The sequence below is a fragment of the Colwellia echini genome (assembly GCF_002843355.2).
In the GTDB taxonomy this organism is placed as follows: Bacteria; Pseudomonadota; Gammaproteobacteria; order Enterobacterales; family Alteromonadaceae; genus Colwellia; species Colwellia echini.
Genome location: NZ_PJAI02000006.1, coordinates 1 through 20,021, shown reverse-complemented (window position 1 = coordinate 20,021; position 20,021 = coordinate 1). Strand labels below are relative to the sequence as shown.

At 38.3% G+C, this 20,021-nt stretch carries 17 protein-coding genes and 1 other RNA gene; 4 read left to right on the top strand and 14 right to left on the bottom strand.

The features are described 5' to 3' along the window. Positions 1 to 224: 224 nt before the first annotated feature. Together rnpB and rsmI are read right to left on the bottom strand one after the other, a co-directional pair. Positions 225 to 667, bottom strand: an RNA gene (gene rnpB / locus CWS31_RS06960) — RNase P RNA component class A. 153 nt (positions 668 to 820) lie between these two features. After that, positions 821 to 1,672 carry a 16S rRNA (cytidine(1402)-2'-O)-methyltransferase gene (gene rsmI, locus CWS31_RS06955; RefSeq protein ID WP_101345425.1) on the bottom strand — a complete coding sequence of 284 codons (852 nt, stop codon included), beginning with the start codon at positions 1,670 to 1,672 and terminating at the stop codon, positions 821 to 823. Positions 1,673 to 1,772: 100 nt separating this feature from the next. Between rsmI and CWS31_RS06950 the strand changes: the two genes are divergently transcribed. From CWS31_RS06950 to CWS31_RS06935, 4 genes are all read left to right on the top strand, one after another. Next, entirely contained in the window at positions 1,773 to 3,845 is a 2,073-nt protein-coding gene (locus CWS31_RS06950; protein ID WP_246143411.1) for a penicillin-binding protein activator, read from the top strand. Next, complete coding sequence (locus CWS31_RS06945; protein WP_342780223.1) at positions 3,832 to 4,251, top strand: YraN family protein; 420 nt, start codon at positions 3,832 to 3,834, stop codon at positions 4,249 to 4,251. Before CWS31_RS06950 ends, CWS31_RS06945 begins: the two co-directional genes overlap by 14 nt. Positions 4,252 to 4,573: 322 nt before the next feature. After that, positions 4,574 to 5,164: a phosphoheptose isomerase gene (locus CWS31_RS06940; protein WP_101345424.1), complete on the top strand. Its 591-nt coding sequence runs from the start codon at positions 4,574 to 4,576 to the stop codon at positions 5,162 to 5,164. Beyond that, on the top strand, positions 5,165 to 5,776 hold the full coding sequence (locus tag CWS31_RS06935) for a BON domain-containing protein (protein ID WP_101345423.1): 612 nt from the start codon (positions 5,165 to 5,167) through the stop codon (positions 5,774 to 5,776). A gap of 190 nt (positions 5,777 to 5,966) precedes the next feature. Here CWS31_RS06935 and CWS31_RS06930 read toward each other — a convergent pair whose 3' ends face one another. From CWS31_RS06930 to CWS31_RS06875, 12 genes are all read right to left on the bottom strand, one after another. Beyond that, on the bottom strand, positions 5,967 to 6,446 hold the full coding sequence (locus CWS31_RS06930) for a ClpXP protease specificity-enhancing factor (RefSeq protein ID WP_101345422.1): 480 nt from the start codon (positions 6,444 to 6,446) through the stop codon (positions 5,967 to 5,969). Then, positions 6,446 to 7,087 carry a stringent starvation protein SspA gene (gene sspA, locus CWS31_RS06925; protein WP_101345421.1) on the bottom strand — a complete coding sequence of 214 codons (642 nt, stop codon included), beginning with the start codon at positions 7,085 to 7,087 and terminating at the stop codon, positions 6,446 to 6,448. The genes CWS31_RS06930 and sspA overlap by 1 nt, the downstream gene beginning before the upstream one ends. 132 nt (positions 7,088 to 7,219) lie before the next feature. Beyond that, a complete protein-coding gene (locus CWS31_RS06920) occupies positions 7,220 to 7,930 on the bottom strand; it encodes a cytochrome c1 (protein ID WP_101345420.1) in 711 nt (236 codons plus the stop codon). Further along, entirely contained in the window at positions 7,930 to 9,207 is a 1,278-nt protein-coding gene (locus CWS31_RS06915) for a cytochrome b (protein ID WP_101345419.1), read from the bottom strand. The genes CWS31_RS06920 and CWS31_RS06915 overlap by 1 nt, the downstream gene beginning before the upstream one ends. Further along, a complete protein-coding gene (petA, locus tag CWS31_RS06910) occupies positions 9,207 to 9,797 on the bottom strand; it encodes a ubiquinol-cytochrome c reductase iron-sulfur subunit (protein ID WP_101345418.1) in 591 nt (196 codons plus the stop codon). The genes CWS31_RS06915 and petA overlap by 1 nt, the downstream gene beginning before the upstream one ends. Before the next feature lie 362 nt (positions 9,798 to 10,159). Beyond that, complete coding sequence (locus tag CWS31_RS06905; protein WP_101345417.1) at positions 10,160 to 12,103, bottom strand: polysaccharide biosynthesis protein; 1,944 nt, start codon at positions 12,101 to 12,103, stop codon at positions 10,160 to 10,162. A 140-nt stretch (positions 12,104 to 12,243) separates the two neighbouring features. After that, a complete protein-coding gene (locus CWS31_RS06900; RefSeq protein ID WP_101345416.1) occupies positions 12,244 to 13,701 on the bottom strand; it encodes an MBL fold metallo-hydrolase RNA specificity domain-containing protein in 1,458 nt (485 codons plus the stop codon). Positions 13,702 to 13,928: 227 nt separating this feature from the next. Next, positions 13,929 to 14,369: an REP-associated tyrosine transposase gene (locus CWS31_RS06895; RefSeq protein WP_101345415.1), complete on the bottom strand. Its 441-nt coding sequence runs from the start codon at positions 14,367 to 14,369 to the stop codon at positions 13,929 to 13,931. A gap of 624 nt (positions 14,370 to 14,993) precedes the next feature. Beyond that, entirely contained in the window at positions 14,994 to 15,998 is a 1,005-nt protein-coding gene (locus CWS31_RS06890; RefSeq protein ID WP_101345414.1) for an NAD-dependent epimerase, read from the bottom strand. 85 nt (positions 15,999 to 16,083) lie between these two features. Next, complete coding sequence (locus tag CWS31_RS06885) at positions 16,084 to 17,250, bottom strand: nucleotide sugar dehydrogenase (protein WP_101345413.1); 1,167 nt, start codon at positions 17,248 to 17,250, stop codon at positions 16,084 to 16,086. 1,020 nt (positions 17,251 to 18,270) lie between these two features. Continuing rightward, complete coding sequence (locus tag CWS31_RS06880; RefSeq protein WP_101345412.1) at positions 18,271 to 19,482, bottom strand: type II toxin-antitoxin system HipA family toxin; 1,212 nt, start codon at positions 19,480 to 19,482, stop codon at positions 18,271 to 18,273. After that, a complete protein-coding gene (locus CWS31_RS06875) occupies positions 19,479 to 19,733 on the bottom strand; it encodes a helix-turn-helix transcriptional regulator (protein WP_101345411.1) in 255 nt (84 codons plus the stop codon). The genes CWS31_RS06880 and CWS31_RS06875 overlap by 4 nt, the downstream gene beginning before the upstream one ends. Between the last annotated feature and the right edge of the window lie 288 nt (positions 19,734 to 20,021).

Here is a 20,021-nt window from a genome sequence, read left to right as displayed (position 1 = left end):
TACCAATTTTTTACTTATTAATATTTAAAATGTGAGGATATCGTATCAGGCAAAAAATGATGCCAAAACATAATCCTAAGTGAACTTTTTGAAATGAAAAACTTGATGTGAATTACTAAAACCGTGTACCAAACCGTGTGCCAATTTTAGCTTTAATCATTTGATTTATGAGGATTTTTAGTGAATCGCCTGATCTATTCATATAGATCAAGCGGTTACTAAAATAGTTGAGTTGACCGTATAAGCCGGGTTTTGTATCTTTACTTTACCGAAATAAAGTTAAGTGACAATCATTCGTCTAGGCTATAAATCGCTCTATAGCTCAAGCAACCTACCCGGTTTCCACGCGAGCCACGCTTATATTATTCAAACGAATTTAAATAATCATGAAACCCTATTTGGTCTTGCTCCAGGTGGAGTTTACCCTGCTGCGAACTGTTACCAGTCGCCCGGTGCGCTCTTACCGCACCCTTTCAGCCTTACCTGTGAAATCTCGAAAGATAACCATCGGCGGTCTTCTCTCTGCTGCACTTGTCGTCGGCTCACGCCGCCCAGGCGTTACCTGGCACCCTGCTCATTGGAGCCCGGACTTTCCTCCCCCTTATCTGTCTATCTCAAACCGAAATTTAAAATACAACGATAAAGCAGCGATTGTCTGGTCAACTCGGCGCGCATTTTACCTTATACAGCGAGAATGTCTATGCTAATCGCTAGCTATGAGGAAAATATAAAAAACCGCGATTACTTTCGTTAAAAAATACTTGCGCAAATACTTTCGTAAAAAAAGCCGCCTAAAAGTTCCCGCCTACAAGAACATTAATTATGATTTCATGCTCAGAGCAACTTCATATAACGCATTTTTCTTAACGCCATATATTTCCGCAGCAATGGCACAAGCTGTTTTTGGTTTCATTTCAGCTAACAATAGTTTTAAGGTATTAACAACTTCCGCTGATATTTCACCTTCAACCGCTTTATAGCCTTCAATAATTAAAACCATTTCGCCTTTAAGTTGATTAGCGTCTTGCTCTAACCAAGCTAAAAAGTTTTCTGCTGTGTCGCTATGTATAGTTTCAAAGGTTTTAGTTATTTCTCTGGCGATTACTATATAACGTTCGCCGCCAAGTGTTGCAACAATATCTCGTACTGTATCAATTGCGCGGCGTGGTGCATCATAAAAAACCATAGTACGCGGTTCATTAGCTAAAGCAGTTAAGGTGACTTGTCTAGCGCCTGATTTAGACGGTAAAAATCCCTCAAAACTAAACCTATCAGTTGGTAAGCCTGCAACCGATAATGCTGAAATAGCCGCACATGCTCCTGGAATTGGCGACACGTTCAAGCCTAAGCTGCGACAATGGCGGACAATATGAAAACCTGGATCGCTAATTAACGGCGTACCCGCATCAGAAACAAGAGCAATGGTTTTGCCTTCTTGTAACATAGTCGCGATTTGGTCTTGGCGCTGTCTTTCATTATGATCATGCAGCGACATGGTTTTGTTTTTAATTGAAAATGCCGACAATAACTTGCCCGTATGACGAGTATCTTCACAGGCAATCACATCAACTTGGGTTAAAATATCTATCGCCCTTTGGCTTATGTCGCCTAAATTTCCAATAGGTGTTGCCACAATATAAAGGGTAGCTGGGGTTAACGTTGTTTCACTCATTTAACTTACTTCACTTGATTTGGCGGATTTAGTTGTGACTCACTTCGTAGGCGTTTATTATAACCCCATACTGATAGCAATATGCACGGATTTCTTCATTGTGTTAAAAACAGCGTTATTACTGGTACGTTTACAACCAAGCCAATTAAATTATTTTTCGAGAACGACTCAGCAACTAAAGTTGTTGATTTTACCTGCTTTGTTACTTGGCTTGCTGTCAAGCTGTAGCACTAAACAAGCACCTCTTCCGCCTGTTACGGAAATAGAGAAAATAACGTTAAAGCCTGGTTCTTTAACCGCCGAGCAACATGTTGAGCTAGCTAAAAATGCATCTACAGAAGTTGCTGTAAGTGAATTACTTGTTGCAACTAAGCTTTATTATCAAGAAGAAAATTATTCTAAAGCTTTATGGTTAGCGGAAAAAACACTACCGTTAATAGACGATAAAACACCCAACTATACTCATCAAATAGTTCAACTCAGTTTAATTAAAGCAAGTAGCTTGCAGCATTTAGGTTATTATCCTGAAAGCTACCAGCAATTGACGCACATTGAACAATACGCTAAAACCCACAAAATTATATTGCCTGCGACTTATTATCGGTTATTACATGCCGCTTATCAGCAAGGTTTACAGCCAATTGCCGCGTTAAACGCCCAATTACTTGAATTTTCCGCCACACCTAGCTCTGCACAATCAACAGAGCAAATTGAAAGCATTTGGCAAGGCTTTCAAGCTTTATCACAATGGCAACTCAGTTTAGTTGCTTTAGATAATGCACCTGATAGTGATGGTTGGTTAGCACTTACTAGCAAAGCAAATAAATTTGGTGGCAATCAAGACCAGCTGCAATATCACCTTCGTATGTGGCAAGGGCAATTTAAGCTCCACCCAGCAAACATCATAGCTAAGCAACTTATTGCGCAAACTCTCGAACTAAGCATTATCGAAAATGTCGCGGTGATCATCCCGTTATCTGGTAAACAAAAGTCTGCCGGACTTGCCATTCAACAGGGAATTTTGGCAAGTTTTGCTAATGATGAAACCAAGAAATTGCATTTTATTGATAGCAACACAGTGAATTGGTACGGGTTAACCAATGAACTTTCTATGCTTAAAACTGATTACGTGATTGGCCCGTTACTTAAATCGAACGTTGATAAATACATCATGCACACTAGCACGGTTAATCAGGCACAAAACGATTATATGCTTAATGCAAGTGCTGACTTATTCAATAATACTGATGACAGTAAGTTGCCATCTGCACCATTATTTACTAACCCTAACGATTTTAATACCGCTATTGATAGCGAATATGCCATTAATAGTTATTTGCAGCCACAAAATAAGACTTATAACACCTTACTGTTGAACATTCCGTCAAAGGCTGGTTTAGCAAATAATTACACTGTACTGTCAATGCGACCGGAAGATGAAGCCAAGCAAGCAGCCGCAACTCTAAGCCGCCAAAACTTTAAACACCCTATAGTATTAAGCCAACAAAATGTTGTCAGTAAACGTATAGCCCAAGCTTTTGCTAAACAATGGAAGCTCACAACAGGTGAAGCGATTGATGTGGTTTATTATGACTCAAGCGCTCAGATGCAAAACAAAATAAAAACGAGTTTAGCTGTAGATAACAGTACAGATCGTATTAACACTTTAAAGCGTAGCTTAAACCAAAGTATAAAAACTCAAACCAGAAATAGACGCGATGTAGATATGATTTATCTCGTTGGCACGCCTGAGCAAACACGTTTAGTAAAACCCTATATTGAAGTAAACATCAGCCCATTCGCGCAAATAATTCCTGTTTATGCCAGCTCGCGCAGCCACAGCACTCAAAGTGATGACAGTACAAATAGTGACTTACAAGGCTTAACGTTTACCGAAATCCCTTGGTTATTACCTGGTGAACAAAACGCTAGCTTAGCGAATCTAAGTCAAGAACTTTGGCCAAATAGAATTGATGGTTTATCAAGACTTTTTGCTATGGGTTATGACAGCTATCAATTAATCAACAAAATTCCGTTAATGCAACAAGCCCCTTACCTGCAACATTGGGGGCAAACAGGTGTACTAATGATGGGTGATAATAATATCCTTACCCGAAGCTTGCTTTGGGGGGCATATAAAAACAATAAGGTTGTACCCATTGATATGGAATAAAGGACTATTTAATAAAGAGCTGGGGAATGAAAAATCAAAAAACAACCAAGTTACTAGCACAGACAAAGGCCAAATAACTGAACTTTTTGCTGAGCAATACTTACTACAACAAGGAATGACACCAGTTGCTCGAAATTTTCACGCTCGCCAAGGTGAAGTTGACTTAATCATGCTTGACGGTGAAACCTTAGTTTTTGTTGAAGTAAAATACCGCAAGAACACTAGTTTTGGTGGGGCAATTGCGGCTATTCCTGTTAGCAAACAAAATAAAATTAAACATTGCGTAACATTTTATCTGCATCAAGCCGGCTTAAATGAATATAATACCCCATGCAGGGTTGATGTGATTGCCCTCGTTGGTGATATTAATCAACCACAGGTAACTTGGTTAAAAAATGCTTTTTAACCTGAGTTCGGGATAATGAAAGTGAGTAGAATAATAATATCAATCACTTAGGATTTTACCTTTACAATAGTTTTAATTATTCGTAGTACAAGGCAGGAAAGCGAAGCCAATTGTCGTCTAATAAACGGGTTATTGGTAGCTATCAAAACGCAGTAATACGGGTAATTAAGGCTGTTGTAGAATTTTGCTTATCCCGAACTCAGTTTTTTTAGTCAATTATCTTTAATTTCTGTGTTTGTTGTTTACGCTACAATTAGCACATTCATTTTTTAAAATTAACAACAATAAATAATTCAAACAATCGTCCCGGAGTCCGTTTTTCATGCTAGAGCAGATCACAAATAATTTCACTGAAAGCATACAAACACAAATTGCCGCTAGCGAGCTTTTAGCGCCGTCTATAGAACAAGCAGGCATGATTATGGTGCAATGTCTTTTAGGTGGTAACAAAATCATATCTTGTGGCAACGGCGGCTCTGCAGGGCACGCACAACATTTTTGTTCACAACTCTTAAATAAGTATGAAACGGAACGCCCTAGCCTACCTGCAATATCATTAAATAGTGATGTTTCAACTATTACAGCCATCGCGAACGACTATCAATATGATGAAGTTTTTTCCAAACAAATTCGTGCCTTAGGTCAAAATGGCGATGTATTATTAGCCATTTCAACCAGTGGTAATTCTCGTAATATTATTAAAGCTATTGAAAGTGCCGTGTCTCGTGATATGCCTATTATTGCCTTAACGGGTTTTGATGGAGGTGACATTTCTGGTTTACTCGGTGACAACGATGTAGAAATTCGCGTTCCATCTGCTAGAACCTCACGAATTCAAGAAGTGCATCTTATTGTATTACACAGTTTGTGTGAAATTATTGATACAACCTTATTCCCGCAAGGTGAGAATTAAATGGTGCTCAAAAAACCAGTCCATTTAAAACTTGGTCAGAGTAAAATAGCCCGTATAGCTGCCTTGTTAATGTTAATGTCTGCTCTTAATGGCTGTGCGGTTGCCACTGTTGTAGCAATCACTGCTGGAGCAACTATGATTGCTGACAGACGAACTTTTAGTAAACAAATAGATGATCAGAGCATCGAGATCACTGCTCACAATGATATAAATAAACAAAAAACATTAACTAAAAATTCAAATATTCAAGTAATAAGTATGAATGGTACTGTGTTGGTGGTTGGCCAAGTCGCAAACACTTACTTGCAAGGAATTGCTATTAAAACTATACAAGCAGTTCCTGATATAGTCACCATACATGATCAGCTTCGCATTGGAGAAAATGTCAGCGCCTTAACTAAAAGCAACGATATTTGGTTAACCTCTAGAGTTAAATCTGCCTTGCTGGCTAACAGCGAAATTAATGCCATTGATTTTAAAGTAATCACTGAGAACTCTGAAGTTTTTCTTATGGGTTTAGTGACCAAAGAAGAAGGTGATATTGCAGTAGAAATCACCCGAAATATTAATGGTGTTAGCCGAGTTTATAAGGCTTTTGAATATATTAAATAAAAGAAATTAGAAGTTAGGTTTTAGGATCTAGGATCTACAAATCTAAAGCTTGTTACCTGTACTATTAAGTTAAGTGGTTTTTAGACATAAAAAAACCTATAAATATTATTATATCTATAGGTTTATTTTTTGATGACGCTAACAAAAGCTACAAAATTTTAAATTATACCAACTCTATTAAATAGCTAGTTTACTTTATAATTTTCAAACTCGGCTTACTCTTGTTTTTAGGCTTATTCGAGGTATCTTTTTCACTACCTGTAGAGGTAACACTACTTAATGGTGATTTAGGTTTCTCAGTTATTTTAACTGTAACCTCATCTTCTTCCTCAGTAGGATGCTCAATAGCAAATGACGTACCTGCACCATTTTCTTTAGCATAAATAGCACCTATAGCACCGTAAGGTACCGTAAGGTGTTCTAATTTACCGCCAAAACGAGCACTAAACTCAATAGTGCTATCACCTAATGCAATACTTCCCACTGCAGAGCCAGCAATATTTAATACTATTTGCCCGTCAGATACGTAACTCATTGGCACTAAAACGCCATAAACATTAACGTCCACCATGATATATGGAGTTAGATCGTTATCTGAAATCCACTCATAGAAAGCCTTAACTAAATAAGGCTTATTCGAACTCATTAAACTTGGCGTTAAATCATCCATTATGCAGGATGACCAAAGCGTAATTCACGTTCTTCTTCTGTTAATGATGCTTGAAACGATTCACGCTCAAACAAGCGTAACATGTAGGTTTTAAGCTCTTTTGAACCTTGACCAACAAGTTCAATACCAAATACTGGTAAACGCCATAGTAACGGTGCTAAATAACAATCAACTAAGCTGTACTCTTCACTCATAAAATAAGGTGCTTCATTTAAAATAGGCGCAATACTTAACAGGCTTTCTTTTAATTCTTGACGTGCTTTTGCTGCTTCTTCGTCAGTACCTGTCAAAATGATTTTAGTAAGGCTGTACCAGTCTTGCTCAATGCGATGCATCATTAAACGGCTACGACCACGTGAAACAGGGTAAACCGGCATTAATGGTGGATGAGGAAAGCGCTCATCTAAATATTCAACAATAATTTTAGCTTCATATAATGCTAATTCACGGTCGATTAACGTTGGTACTGTACCGTATGGGTTTAAGTCCAATAGATCTTCAGGCAAGTTGTCTAAATCAACTAAGTTGATATCAACACCAACACCTTTTTCTGCTAATACAATGCGTGCTTGATGACTATACATATCATCTGCATGAGAGAACAACGTCATTACAGAGCGTTTATTTGCTGCTACGGCCATAGGGCCTCCAAATCATGTGAATACCAAATTCAGCGTTTATTTACTGAGTAAAAGTGGTATTGCTTAAAAACTAACAAAGGGAAATTTGATCTTTTACTATCAAATTTCCCTGAAAATTACGGTATTAATAACTTAGTGTACGTCTTTCCAAAACTCTTTCTTAAGGAAATAAGTAAGAATAAAGAAGAAGAATAAGAAAACAAGTACCCAATAACCAATCGCTTTACGCTCAAGTTTATTCGGCTCACCAACATACTCTAAAAAGTTAGTTAAATCACGTACTACCACATCATACTCTTCGGCGGTTAAACTACCACCCATTGCTGGAGATAATTTGCCGTCTTCGTCTTTGATACTGATACCTTGCAAACCTTGTAATACGTGCGGCATACCAACATCTTTAAATACTGTGTTGTTCACACCAAATGGGCGTGACTCATCAATATAAAAAGAACGTAAGTAAGTATAAATCCAGTCAGGACTACGTAAACGCGCTTCTAAGGTTAAATCAGGTGGTGTACTACCAAACCAACTTGCCGCATCTTTTTTCGACATGTTGTTAGTAATATGATCACCCGCTTTTTCACCTGTATACATATAGTTAGCAATGCCGTCAGCTTCATCAATACCTAAATCGCTAAACGTACGGTTGTAGCGTTGGTATTGCAACTGGTGACAACCTAAACAATAGTTAAGGTAAGTTTTAAAACCATTTTTCAAAGACTCTTTATCTGACAAGTCATTGTTTGCTTTATCTAACGGAATGCTAGGGCCAGCAGCAAATGCAGTTGCAGAAAGTAATGCGGCAACACTAAGCGTGAAGGCTAAAATTAATTTTTTCATTAGTATGAAACCCTCTCTGGTACTGGTTTAGTGTTTTCGTTCTTCGAGTAGAACCATAATGCAATGAAGAAACCAAAGTAACCGAAGCTTGCAATAACACCTATCAAGTTTGCAATTGGTGTTGCAGGCATAGTACCTAAAATACCAAGAATGATGAAACAAATAGCAAATTGAATTAAGTTAGCTAAATGCCACTTAGAACGGAAACGTACCGACTTAACAGTACCACGGTCAAACCAAGGTAATAAGAACAACATTACGATAGCACCAAACATAGCAACGGCACCTAATAATTTATCAGGAACAACACGTAAAATGGTATAGAAAGGTCCAAAATACCAAACTGGGGCAATATGCTCAGGAGTTTTTAAACCGTTAGCAGGTGTAAAGTTTGGCGCTTCCATGAAGTAACCACCACCTTCTGGTGCAAAAAACATAACCCAACAGAATAAGAATAAAAAGCCAACAATCGCCATTAAATCTTTAACTGTGTAATAAGGATGGAAAGGTACCGCATCAACAATATCGTACTTGCCGCTATATTGTTTATGGAAAGTAAACTTACTTAAATCTTCAGGTTTCACACTGCCTTTAGGCTTTTTAATGTTAACGCCGTCTGGGTTATTAGAACCAACTTCATGTAACGCTAAAATGTGTAAAAACACTAAAATAACAATAACTAAAGGTAAAGCAACAACATGTAACGCGAAGAAACGGTTTAAAGTTGCACCTGAAATAACATAATCACCACGAATCCATAACGTTAAATCATCACCAATAATTGGCACAGCGCCAAACAGTGAGATAATAACCTGAGCACCCCAGTATGACATGTTACCCCAAGGTAATAAGTAGCCCATGAAGGCCTCTGCCATTAATACTAAGAAGATCAACATACCGAAGATCCACAGTAATTCACGTGGTTTTTGGTACGAACCATACATTAAGCCACGCATCATGTGTAAGTAGATAACAACAAAAAATGCTGAAGCACCAGTTGAATGCATGTAACGTAATAACCAGCCGAAATCTACATCACGCATGATGTACTCAACTGAAGCAAAAGCACCTGCGCCAGATGGCTCGTAGTTCATGGTTAACCAAATACCGGTAAGGATTTGGTTTACTAAAACAACCGAAGCTAATATGCCGAAAACATACCAGATATTAAAGTTTTTTGGTGCTGGATACTGAGCAACATGCTTATTCCAAGCATCAGTTACTGGTAAACGTTGGTCTACCCAACCCATAAAGTCGGTGAATAATTTCATTAACATTACGCTTCTCCTTGACCAACACCAATAAGGATAGTGTTATCGTTAACAAAAGAATGCTCAGGAACCATTAAGTTTAATGGTGCAGGAACGTTTTGAAATACACGGCCAGCCATATCATAAGTACTACCATGACACGGACAGAAGAAACCGTTAGGAACGCCTTCAACAAATTCACCAAAGTCGCCATTGTGATGAGTTGGAGCACAACCTAAATGAGTACAAACACCTAAAGCAACTAAATACTCAGGTTTAATTGAACGGTAAGGGTTAGCCGCATAGTCAGGCTGTTGTGGTTCTTCAGAGCTTGGATCGCGTAAGCGGTTATCATGCTTAGGTAATTCTTCAAGTGTTTTATCTGATCTACGTACGATATAGACTGGCTTACCACGCCATTCCGCTCGAATTAATTGACCAGGCTGCATTTTACCAACATTAACTTCAACTGGAGCACCCGCCGCTTTCGCGCGCGCACTTGGGTTCCAGGAAGCAATAAAAGGCACAGCAGCTCCAACCACACCAGCACCACCAACAACTGCAGTAGCAGCAGTTAGGAAGCGTCTGCGGCCGTTATTTACAGGCACATTGCTCATTCATACTCTCCAACTAGGACACTAACAAAATAAAGATCACTACTGCTTATCACGTACCGCAATAACCGGATAAATAAGCAGAGATTAAAATTATGTTAGTTCAATTTATACCGACTAAGGGTATAACGACAAAAAAATTTTTCTGATCATAAAGAAATAGCCCATTTTTTACAAGGGCTAAAGCTAGTTAGGTAGTGTAAAAGTAGAAATACTTTGAAATATTTAGCAATACCTAAAAAAGGAAAGGTTTAAAGCCAGTTTAAAATAACTAACGTATAAAAAATAACATAGCAATAACTTTGGCTAAGCCACGTCATCGCTATGTTATACCACTAGGCAATTCAAGATTGATTACTGAAATATTAATGCGATTTTTTTAAATTAATAATATCTGCGCTTTTAGAGTGACTATCTGAGCTTTGTTGCCATACCAAATCACAAATACCATCTGTTGGATTAAACCCTGTTGGGGCTTTTAACAACAACTCACGAATAAGCTGATGATCAAACGCATGACAAGCAACATCAAGTTGGTCTAATAAAGGCGATAATATTTGCCAATCAAGCATTACTTCATGTGCTGTCATAATGCGCTCATGAGAAGTTCCTTCAACATTATCGCCAATCAATAATTCTTCATACAACTTTTCACCTGGGCGTAAACCGGTGCATTTTATTTCAATATCACCATTTGGGTTTTTAACATCTTTAACCGAAAAACCACTTAAGCGAATAATTTTAGTCGCCAAATCATAAATTTTTACCGCATCGCCCATATCTAACACAAATACATCACCGCCTTTACCCATTGCGCCTGCTTGAATAACTAGTTGCGAAGCTTCAGGAATAGTCATGAAATATCGAGTAATATCAGGGTGGGTTAAAGTTACAGGCCCGCCATCTTTAATTTGTTTTCTAAATAAAGGCACAACAGAACCAGAAGAGCCTAAAACATTACCAAATCGAACCATACAAAAACGTGTTGATTGCTGAGTTTTAGCTAATGCTTGCAACACCAACTCAGCCATACGTTTAGTAGTACCCATAATATTAGTAGGTCTTACTGCTTTATCTGTTGAGATAAGTACAAAGGTTTCTACTTTGGCATGAATTGCTGCACGCGCAGCGTAATAAGTACCAAAGACGTTATTTCTAACACCTTCAACGACATTATGCTCAACTAATGGTACATGTTTATAAGCTGCGGCATGATAAACCGTTTGTACGGCAAAACTTTTCATCACGGTTTCAATACGATTAACACGTTGTACCGAGCCCATTAAAGGATAAATTTCAACGTTTAGATTATGCGTAACTTTGTATTCATTAAGCTCTTTATCAATAGTGTATAAAGCAAATTCTGACTGCTCAAACAAAACAATTTTACTAGGCTTTAAACGAAGTATTTGTCGACACAACTCAGAGCCAATTGAACCACCTGCACCAGTAATCATTACAACTTTACCGGCTATGTCGGCATTCATCAATTCAGCTCTTGGGGCAACGGGATCTCGTCCTAATAAATCTTCAACGCCAACATCTTTAAACTCTTCAAGCTTTGCTTTGCCATCAACAATATCTGCCATACCAGGAATAGTTAATACCTGAAGTCCTAATGGCTCAATTTTATTTAATACTTGTTTACGACGATCTCGGGAGGCACTTGGCATTGCCAATAATATTTTTTTAATTCTTTTTCTAATAACTAAACTTTCAATTTCACTTGGTGCGTAAACTTGTATGCCATGAATAATATGGCCTTGTAAAGCAACGTCATCATCTACAAATGCGGCGGCATGATACTCAGCGCCTTGCGACAAAGCGGTTGTTAATTGTCTACCTGAAGAGCCTGCACCAAAAATTAAAACCGCGGTTTTTTTATGCCAACGTTTGTGTCCAATAATTGCTCGTACAGCAACTCTGGAGCCGCCAATAAGCAATAAACATAACGCCATAAAAATAAAAGGGACAGTACGGGGAATGCCAATATGTAAAAGAAAGGAAACACCAATAAGTAGCATTGCAGAAATAATACTACCCAGCCCAATAGCCCAAACAGCTTGCATATTTACATAACGCAGTACGGCTCGGTAAAGGCCTAACTTAATAAAAGACAATATAATTAAAGGTAAAGCGCAAGCAAAAACAAGCCAATAATTTTCAGTTAAAGCAAGAGCTACGTTGTCAAGACGTAACATTAAAGATAAACCGAAAGCACAAACTAAAAATACGGAATCAATTAATACGGTAATAATGCGCTTATATACACGCGGTAAATTTAAAACAGACTTCAACAAAGACACCAAAAAACTCCTTTAACAACTTAATTAGCAATTCAACTAGCAATTAACTAAAACCCTAGACAGTTATATATCCCTTAAGACCGAGCCATTATAAACTAAAAATCACTCTAAAAGGTATGCCATTCTCTAATTCACATCAGCCTTTATGTGGCAATTTCAACAAAAGCATTAGATAACATACGCCTGTAACAACTTTGTAACGCTTCTTTAGCCTCTAAGTCACCATGAACTATTTTAATATGGCTTGGTTGATGCCGCATACGTTTAACAAAATTGATTAAACCTGCTTGGTCGGCATGGGCAGAATAGCCACTAATGGTATGCACTGCCGCCTTGATATAACATTTTTTACCGCCTAGCATCACATAGCCACCTTCTTTACTTGCATATTTTTGGATATCTCGACCTGGTGTACCTTGTGCTTGATAACCCACAAATAATATATCGGTAGTTTTATCGCCAATGAATTGCGTTAAATAATTCATAATTCGCCCGCCAGCACACATACCACTAGCGGCAATAACTATAGCCGGCTTATTACGCTTAGCTAGCGCCTTGACTACCGACAAGTGTTGCTTGTGATCACCGATAGTATAAAGCTGACTAAAATTAAGTGGATGACGCCAAGCTTTAACCTTGTGTTTAGCTTCATCGTCCCATAATTTTTTAAACTTTTTATATTGCTCGGTAAAATTAGCAGCCATAGGCGAATCAACAATAACTTCAATTGATTGCCACATAAGGTTAGTTGATTGCTGATAAATAATTTGCTCTAACTCATACAATAACTCTTGTGTGCGGCCAATACTAAAAGCAGGAATAAGCACCACACCATTGTCGGTCACGGCTCTATCAATCACCCGCTGCAAGTTTTGTCGTCGTAGTTTTCGACTCTGATGATTTTTATCACCGTAAGTTGATTCAATAACTAAAGTATCTGCACGATAAGGACTTTTAGGCGCAGGCAATAACGGCGCGTAGGGAGCACCTAAATCACCAGAAAACACAACACGATGCTTCTGTGGTTTATTCAGTTCAATCTCAACATAAGCCGATCCTAAAATATGTCCTGCAGGTTGAAACTTCGCTTTTGCTGTTTGATATTCAAGATGAGTGTTGGAATAATCACTGATAGTTGTATTGGTATTATGACTGTTAATGTTAGACAGAGAATTAATGGGAAGACTAAACCATTGTTTATACGCAACGGGAACAATTAATTTTTTAAGTAACTTTAAACACGCCGCAATTAAGGTTTTATCACGAGTAACCCCTACTTTCAGGGCATCTTCAATCACTAAAGGCAACAAACTAGCTGATGCTTCAGTACAAAAGATAGGGCCAGTAAAACCCGCAGCCAATAAATAAGGAATACGACCAACGTGGTCGATATGACAATGAGTAACAATCAAAGCGCTGATTTTAGTAATATCAAACTCAATGGCTAAACCATTATCAGCAAACTTGCCTGAAACCTCAGCACCTTGAAAAAGACCACAATCAACAAGAATACTCGTTACACGATTGATATCTAATTGATGACACGAGCCTGTTACACCATTAACAGCGCCGTGATGAATAATTCGAGGAGAGTTATACATAATAAATCCTTTTTAGTAAAACACGAATATCCTATTCGTAATTGATACATAACGTTATAACAAGTAAACCACCCAACATTCAAGCTTAATTCGAAAAACTGTCGATAGGAAGCTGCCCTGCAGGTGACCCAAAAATAAATTTTTGCATTAAACAAATACACCATACGCCATTAAACACATCGCCAGCAGGGCTGCCTCCTACAAAACACACCAAAACTACCGTTGTTCTACAACCAAACTGAATCCCAATGTGGGTAACACCCTACTTGTGAAACAATTTTTGCTCTTAATGGGTTCGCTACAATATAACGAGCAACATTAATTAATGCTTCATCATCACGGATACCATGATCATAAAATCCATCCTGCCATATTTTACGACCATAACATTTACTAAATAATGATTTCACTTGCTGTACCAACGCAGATATACCGCCACTTTTCAAAACCAACAACCAATGAATATGATCTGGCATTACCACAAAAGCAAGCGTATCGCATTTTGACAAAACATCTTCACGATGCATGATAGAAATTAACAAACGAGCGGTATAAAAATTTGAAAACAGCTTTAGCCGATTGTGTACAGCAAAAGTTATATGATATGCAGAACCAACTTCGGAAGAACGTCCTTTTCGTAACTGTTTATAACCCGGTTTATTCGTCATCAGCAAATCCCTTGCATTATTCTATTACCCATATATTAAATGTAGTAGAAAATAAAAATAACAAAAGCTAAAAACAAAATGCCATACGCTATAACCACATCGCCAGCAGGGCTGCCTCCTACGGCAATCCAAATAATATAATCTCATGACCCTATTCGCTTGCAAGGCAACCTCATACAAAACAACACCAAAACCATCTCTGCTCGTAGGAAGCTGCCCTGCAGGTGACCCAAAATGAAATTGTTGCATTAAACAAACACACCATACCCCACTTAACCCATCGCCAGCAGGGCTGCCTCCTACGGCAATCCAAATAATATAATCTCATGACCCTATTCGCTTGCAAGGCAACCTCCTACAAAACAACACCAAAACCATCTCTGCTCGTAGGAAGCTGCCCTGCAGGTGACTCAAAAATGAAATTTTTGTATTAAACAAACACACCATACGCCATTAAACAGATCGCCAGCAGGGCTGCCTTCTACAAAACTCCAAATAATATATTCTCGTGACCCTATTCGCTTGCAAGGCAACCTCCTACAAAAGCAAGATCAAAAAAAGGCATAACCACTATTAATGATTATGCCTTTTTAGCATTACAAAATGTCTTGTCCTAAAATGAGTTTACACGTTATAAAATTCTTTATACCAAGTAATTAATTCTGCCACACCTTCTTTAACGGTAATTTTAGGAATATATCCTGTAGCTTTAAATAAATCTTGCGTATCCGCGTAGGTTTGATAAACATCACCCGCTTGCATTTCACGGAAGTTTTTCTTCGCTTCAATACCCAGTTCATTTTCAATGGCCTTAACAAAGTCCATCAAACTAATTGGTGAGCCATGACCTATATTATAAACAGCATAAGGCGCAGAGCTTGTTGCTGGGCTACCCGTTTCAACTGTCCAATCTTTATTAGCTTCAGGAACAACATCAGCAATACGTATAACACCTTCAACAATGTCATCTACATGGGTAAAATCACGCCACATATCACCATTGTTATTTATATCAATGGTTTCACCGTTTAAAATCTTTTTGGTAAAAATATAAGGCGCCATATCAGGACGTCCCCACGAACCATAAACCGTAAAAAAGCGTAAACCCGTAGTTGGAATATCATATAAATGCGAATAACTGTGCGCCATCAACTCATTAGATTTTTTAGTAGCTGCATACAGCGAAACAGGATGATCAACGGTATCAGACGTAGCAAATGGAACTTTACCATTTAAGCCATAAACAGAAGAAGATGATGCATACACTAAATGCTTAACTTTGTTGTTTCTACAGCCCTCTAAAATGGTTAAATGACCAATTAAGTTACTGTCTGCATACGCCATTGGATTTTCAATAGAATAACGAACGCCAGCTTGTGCTGCCAAATGAATAACTTTATCAAACTGTTGAGTAACAAATAAATCAGCCATAGCTTCACGATCAGCTAGATCTATTTTTATAAAAGTAAAATTAGCATGTTCAATACGCTTTAAACGCGCTAATTTTAAGTTAACATCGTAATAATCATTAATATTATCAATGCCAACAACATCATGCCCTGCAGCACATAAACGTTCAACCACAGCACTACCAATAAAACCTGCAGCACCTGTTACCAAATATTTCATCTTATTTCCTAAAAATCACCTGAGCGCGAATACCTAAAACTAGAATACGTCGGCTACAAGGAGAATCGCCATGCTTTAATTTTACTTAATCGCTGCCAAATAAATCGCGTGTATAAACTTTATCAACAACGTCTGTTAACTCATCAACCATACGGTTTGAAACAATTACATCAGACATGACTTTAAACTCAGCTAAATCTTTAATCACTTTAGAACTAAAAAATTCATCTTCTTTCATTACTGGTTCAAATATTACAACTTCAATGCCTTTGGCTTTGATGCGTTTCATGATCCCTTGTATTGAAGAGGCTCTAAAATTATCTGAGCCTGATTTCATAATCAAACGATATATGCCAACAACTTTAGGGTTACGACCAATAATTGAGTCCGCAATAAAATCTTTACGGGTACTATTAGCATCAACAATGGCACCAATAATATTATTAGGTACATCTTTGTAGTTTGCACGCAACTGCTTGGTATCTTTAGGTAAACAATAGCCGCCATAACCAAATGAAGGATTATTATAATGAGCACCAATACGTGGGTCTAAACTAACGCCTTCAATAATATGACGAGAATCTAAACCGTGAACTTCAGCATAAGTATCAAGCTCATTGAAATAAGAGACACGCATAGCTAAATAGGTATTAGAGAATAATTTAACCGCTTCTGCTTCTGTTGAGCGAACAAATAAAACATCGATATCTTTTTTCCACGCCCCTTCAACTAAAAGATTCGCAAAAATAAGCGCACGTTCAGAGTCTTCACCAACAATAACGCGAGAAGGATGTAGGTTATCGTAAAGCGCTTTACCCTCACGTAAAAATTCAGGTGAAAAAATTAAACCATCACAACCTAACTCTTCACGAACACGAGCAGTATAACCAACAGGAACCGTTGATTTAATTACCATGCATGCTGATGGATTGATCGCCATTACATCTTTAATAACAGCTTCAACTGATGAAGTGTTGAAGTAATTAGTTTCAGGATCATAATCGGTAGGCGTAGCAATAATTACATAATCAGCACCGGCATAAGCTAACTCTTTATCTAACGTCGCTTTAAAGTTTAATTTATGATTAGTTAAAAAATCAGATATTTCACTATCTTCAATAGGCGATTTGCCAGAATTAAGTAATTCAATTTTTTCAGGAATAATATCAACGGCAATCACTTCATTGTGTTGCGCCAATAACATAGCATTAGACAGGCCAACATAACCTGTGCCAGCAATAGCAATTTTCATAAATCCATCTCTATATAATATTTAGTATTGTAAACAGCCTACTGGCACTTACGGTTTATGGCTGTGAGAGTATCATAAATAACAATATCTGAAAAATAAATAGATGATATTTTCCCCTAAGAATAAGAATAAATAGCCTCATTGATAAGGAGGTATTATAAACTCCCTTTAGACAATATTTATTCGCGCAATATCAATTACCGCCGTATCTTTGTAGGTTGGACTTTAGCCCGACACCGAATATAAAGCCCTAAATTGTAGGAGGCTGCCCTGCAGGCGACCTAATGTAACCTGCCTTCAGGCGAACCAATATTTCTAAAACCTGTTCGCTTGCAAGGCAACCTCCTACAAAAACACACCAACCTCACCTGTAGGAGGCTGCCCTGCAGGCGACCTACAAAACATACCAACCCCACCTGTAGGAGGCTGCCCTGCAGGCGACCTAATGAAACCTGCCTACAGGCGACCCCAATATTTTTCAAACCTGTCCGCTTGCAAGGCAACCTCCTACAAAAACACACCAACCCCGCCTGTAGGAGGCTGCCTTGCAGGCGACCTAATAAAACCTACCCTACAGGTGACCCAATATTTCTAAAACCTGTTCGCTTGCAAGGCAACCTCCTACAAAACACATCAATTCCACCTGTAGGAGGCTGCCCTGCAGGCGACCTAATGTAACCTGCCTTCAGGCGAACCAATATTTCTAAAACCTGTTCGCTTGCAAGGCAACCTCCTACCAAACACACCAACCCCACCCGTAAGAGGCTGCCTTGCAGGCGACCTAATAAAACCTTACCCTACAGGTGACCCAATATTTCGAAAACCTGCTCGCTTGCAAGGCAACCTCCTACAAAAACACACCAACCTCACCTGTAGGAGGCTGCCTTGCAGGCGACCTAATGAAACCTGCCTGCAGACGCCCCAATATTTCTAAAACCTGTTCGCTTGCAAGATTGAAAGCAACGATGTTATTGGGTATTTAGACCGCTATAAAAGATCTCTTAATTAGTGGCATTGGTATTATGTAAACTTCCGCTGTTTATCGTGAATAAAGCCTTGCGTTGAATAATGCAACGATGTGCCCGTATGTACTGAACGCAATATAGAAGATTTTAACTCAGGCACCATACCAACCTCTGGGGATTGCTCGAGGAAGTCACGGATAGTGCCTGCAATGTATTCAATAATACGTTCTGGCTTATCGACTCGCTCATTGATACCTAATTTTACCAGTCGCTTACGATCAGGAAATGTTTTAACACCTTCCATTTTTAAGGCCATCTTATTGTCGACCGTGCCGTAGATCAATGTGTGAGTAATGTCATAAGGAGGTGTCAATTGTATATTATTTCTTGAGTTATCATATTGGATCGCAAAATTCTTAAGGTGAGCATCGCCATTACCGATCAGGCAGTTAAATACAATGTAGGTATACATCCTCTGTACCTGGGCTTGTGAATTAGTAAAAATCCTTGTCGCTTTCAATACGTTTTCATAACTAGATCTATATTTTTCATCGCCAGATCTCCCCATAAGCACCGTAAAATCCTCGACTGCTAGCGTTTTGTTTACAGTGTCATCAAAACGTTCAGTAATAAATGAGTTCATATCATTCGAGATCCAGCACTGTGAAGGCCCAAGGTGACACGCACGAGCAGCTTCCATACAAACGTACTCATTAACAGTAAGTAAAGGAAATTCATCATCAAAGGTTTTGACAATAAAATCATTTTGATGAAACACCGATTTTTCCATCGACTTGTTGGTATCGTTATTGGCATTTATCAGTACTTTAGGCTGTACACCAGAAACTAGCCCATTTAGATAATACTTGTCTAATAACGTACCAAATAAACTATCTTTGCCTTGCCACGTAATGATGTCATTGAGATTAAGTTGTTCTACTTCATTACGTTTAATCAAACTTGTGTATGAAAGATGACCTATGCCTTTATTACCTTGCAGTGCAAGCAAGTACATGTCATTAACGGTGGCGTGCTTCATCAATTTTTGACTGATATAACGGCGAACATAACCTTCTGGTAAATTTTGTTCAAATATTGGATGCATAGCACCATACGTATGCGTTTTTGGGTGACAATCCATTGTGATAGAAACAGGGTTTTCACAAGTATAGGTAAAATCAAAATGGCCTGGCTGGATCAGTGCGCCAGCTTCTTTATTGAAAGCATTAATATTAATATGTTTGATTTTTTCTGGTAATTCATTCATTCACTATCCTCATCAAACAAGCTTGCCAGCTCATGCAGTTGAGGTCGATGATTTACCTTGGGTGTTATTGTTATCTCAAGACCTAACGTATCGAGGTATTTATACAAATATTTGATCCCGCCCGTAAAAAGACCTTTCTCCATGGCAATAATTTGGTTGCGACTTAAGCCACTGAGCTTAGAGATGTCATTTTGGGTTAATTGTTTTTCTTTACGTCGTAACGCCAGCGCTTTTCCATCGTACCATGCCATGTTATATCCCCTCACTCCCAGTCATAAATGTTAATATATATTAACTTAAAGCCCAAAACAAACCATAAAGTTAAAATATGTTAACCTTATGGTGATATAACTAATAAATTTTGTATTGTAGGGGCGAATTTATTCGCACTTTATCTTTCGAGTTTAAGCATTCCTACAGGCGACCTCCAACAAAAACACATCAACCCCACCTGTAGGAGGCTGCCCTGCAGGCGACCTAATGAAACCTGCCTTCAGGCGAACAAATATTTCTAAAACCTGTTCGCTTGCAAGGCAACC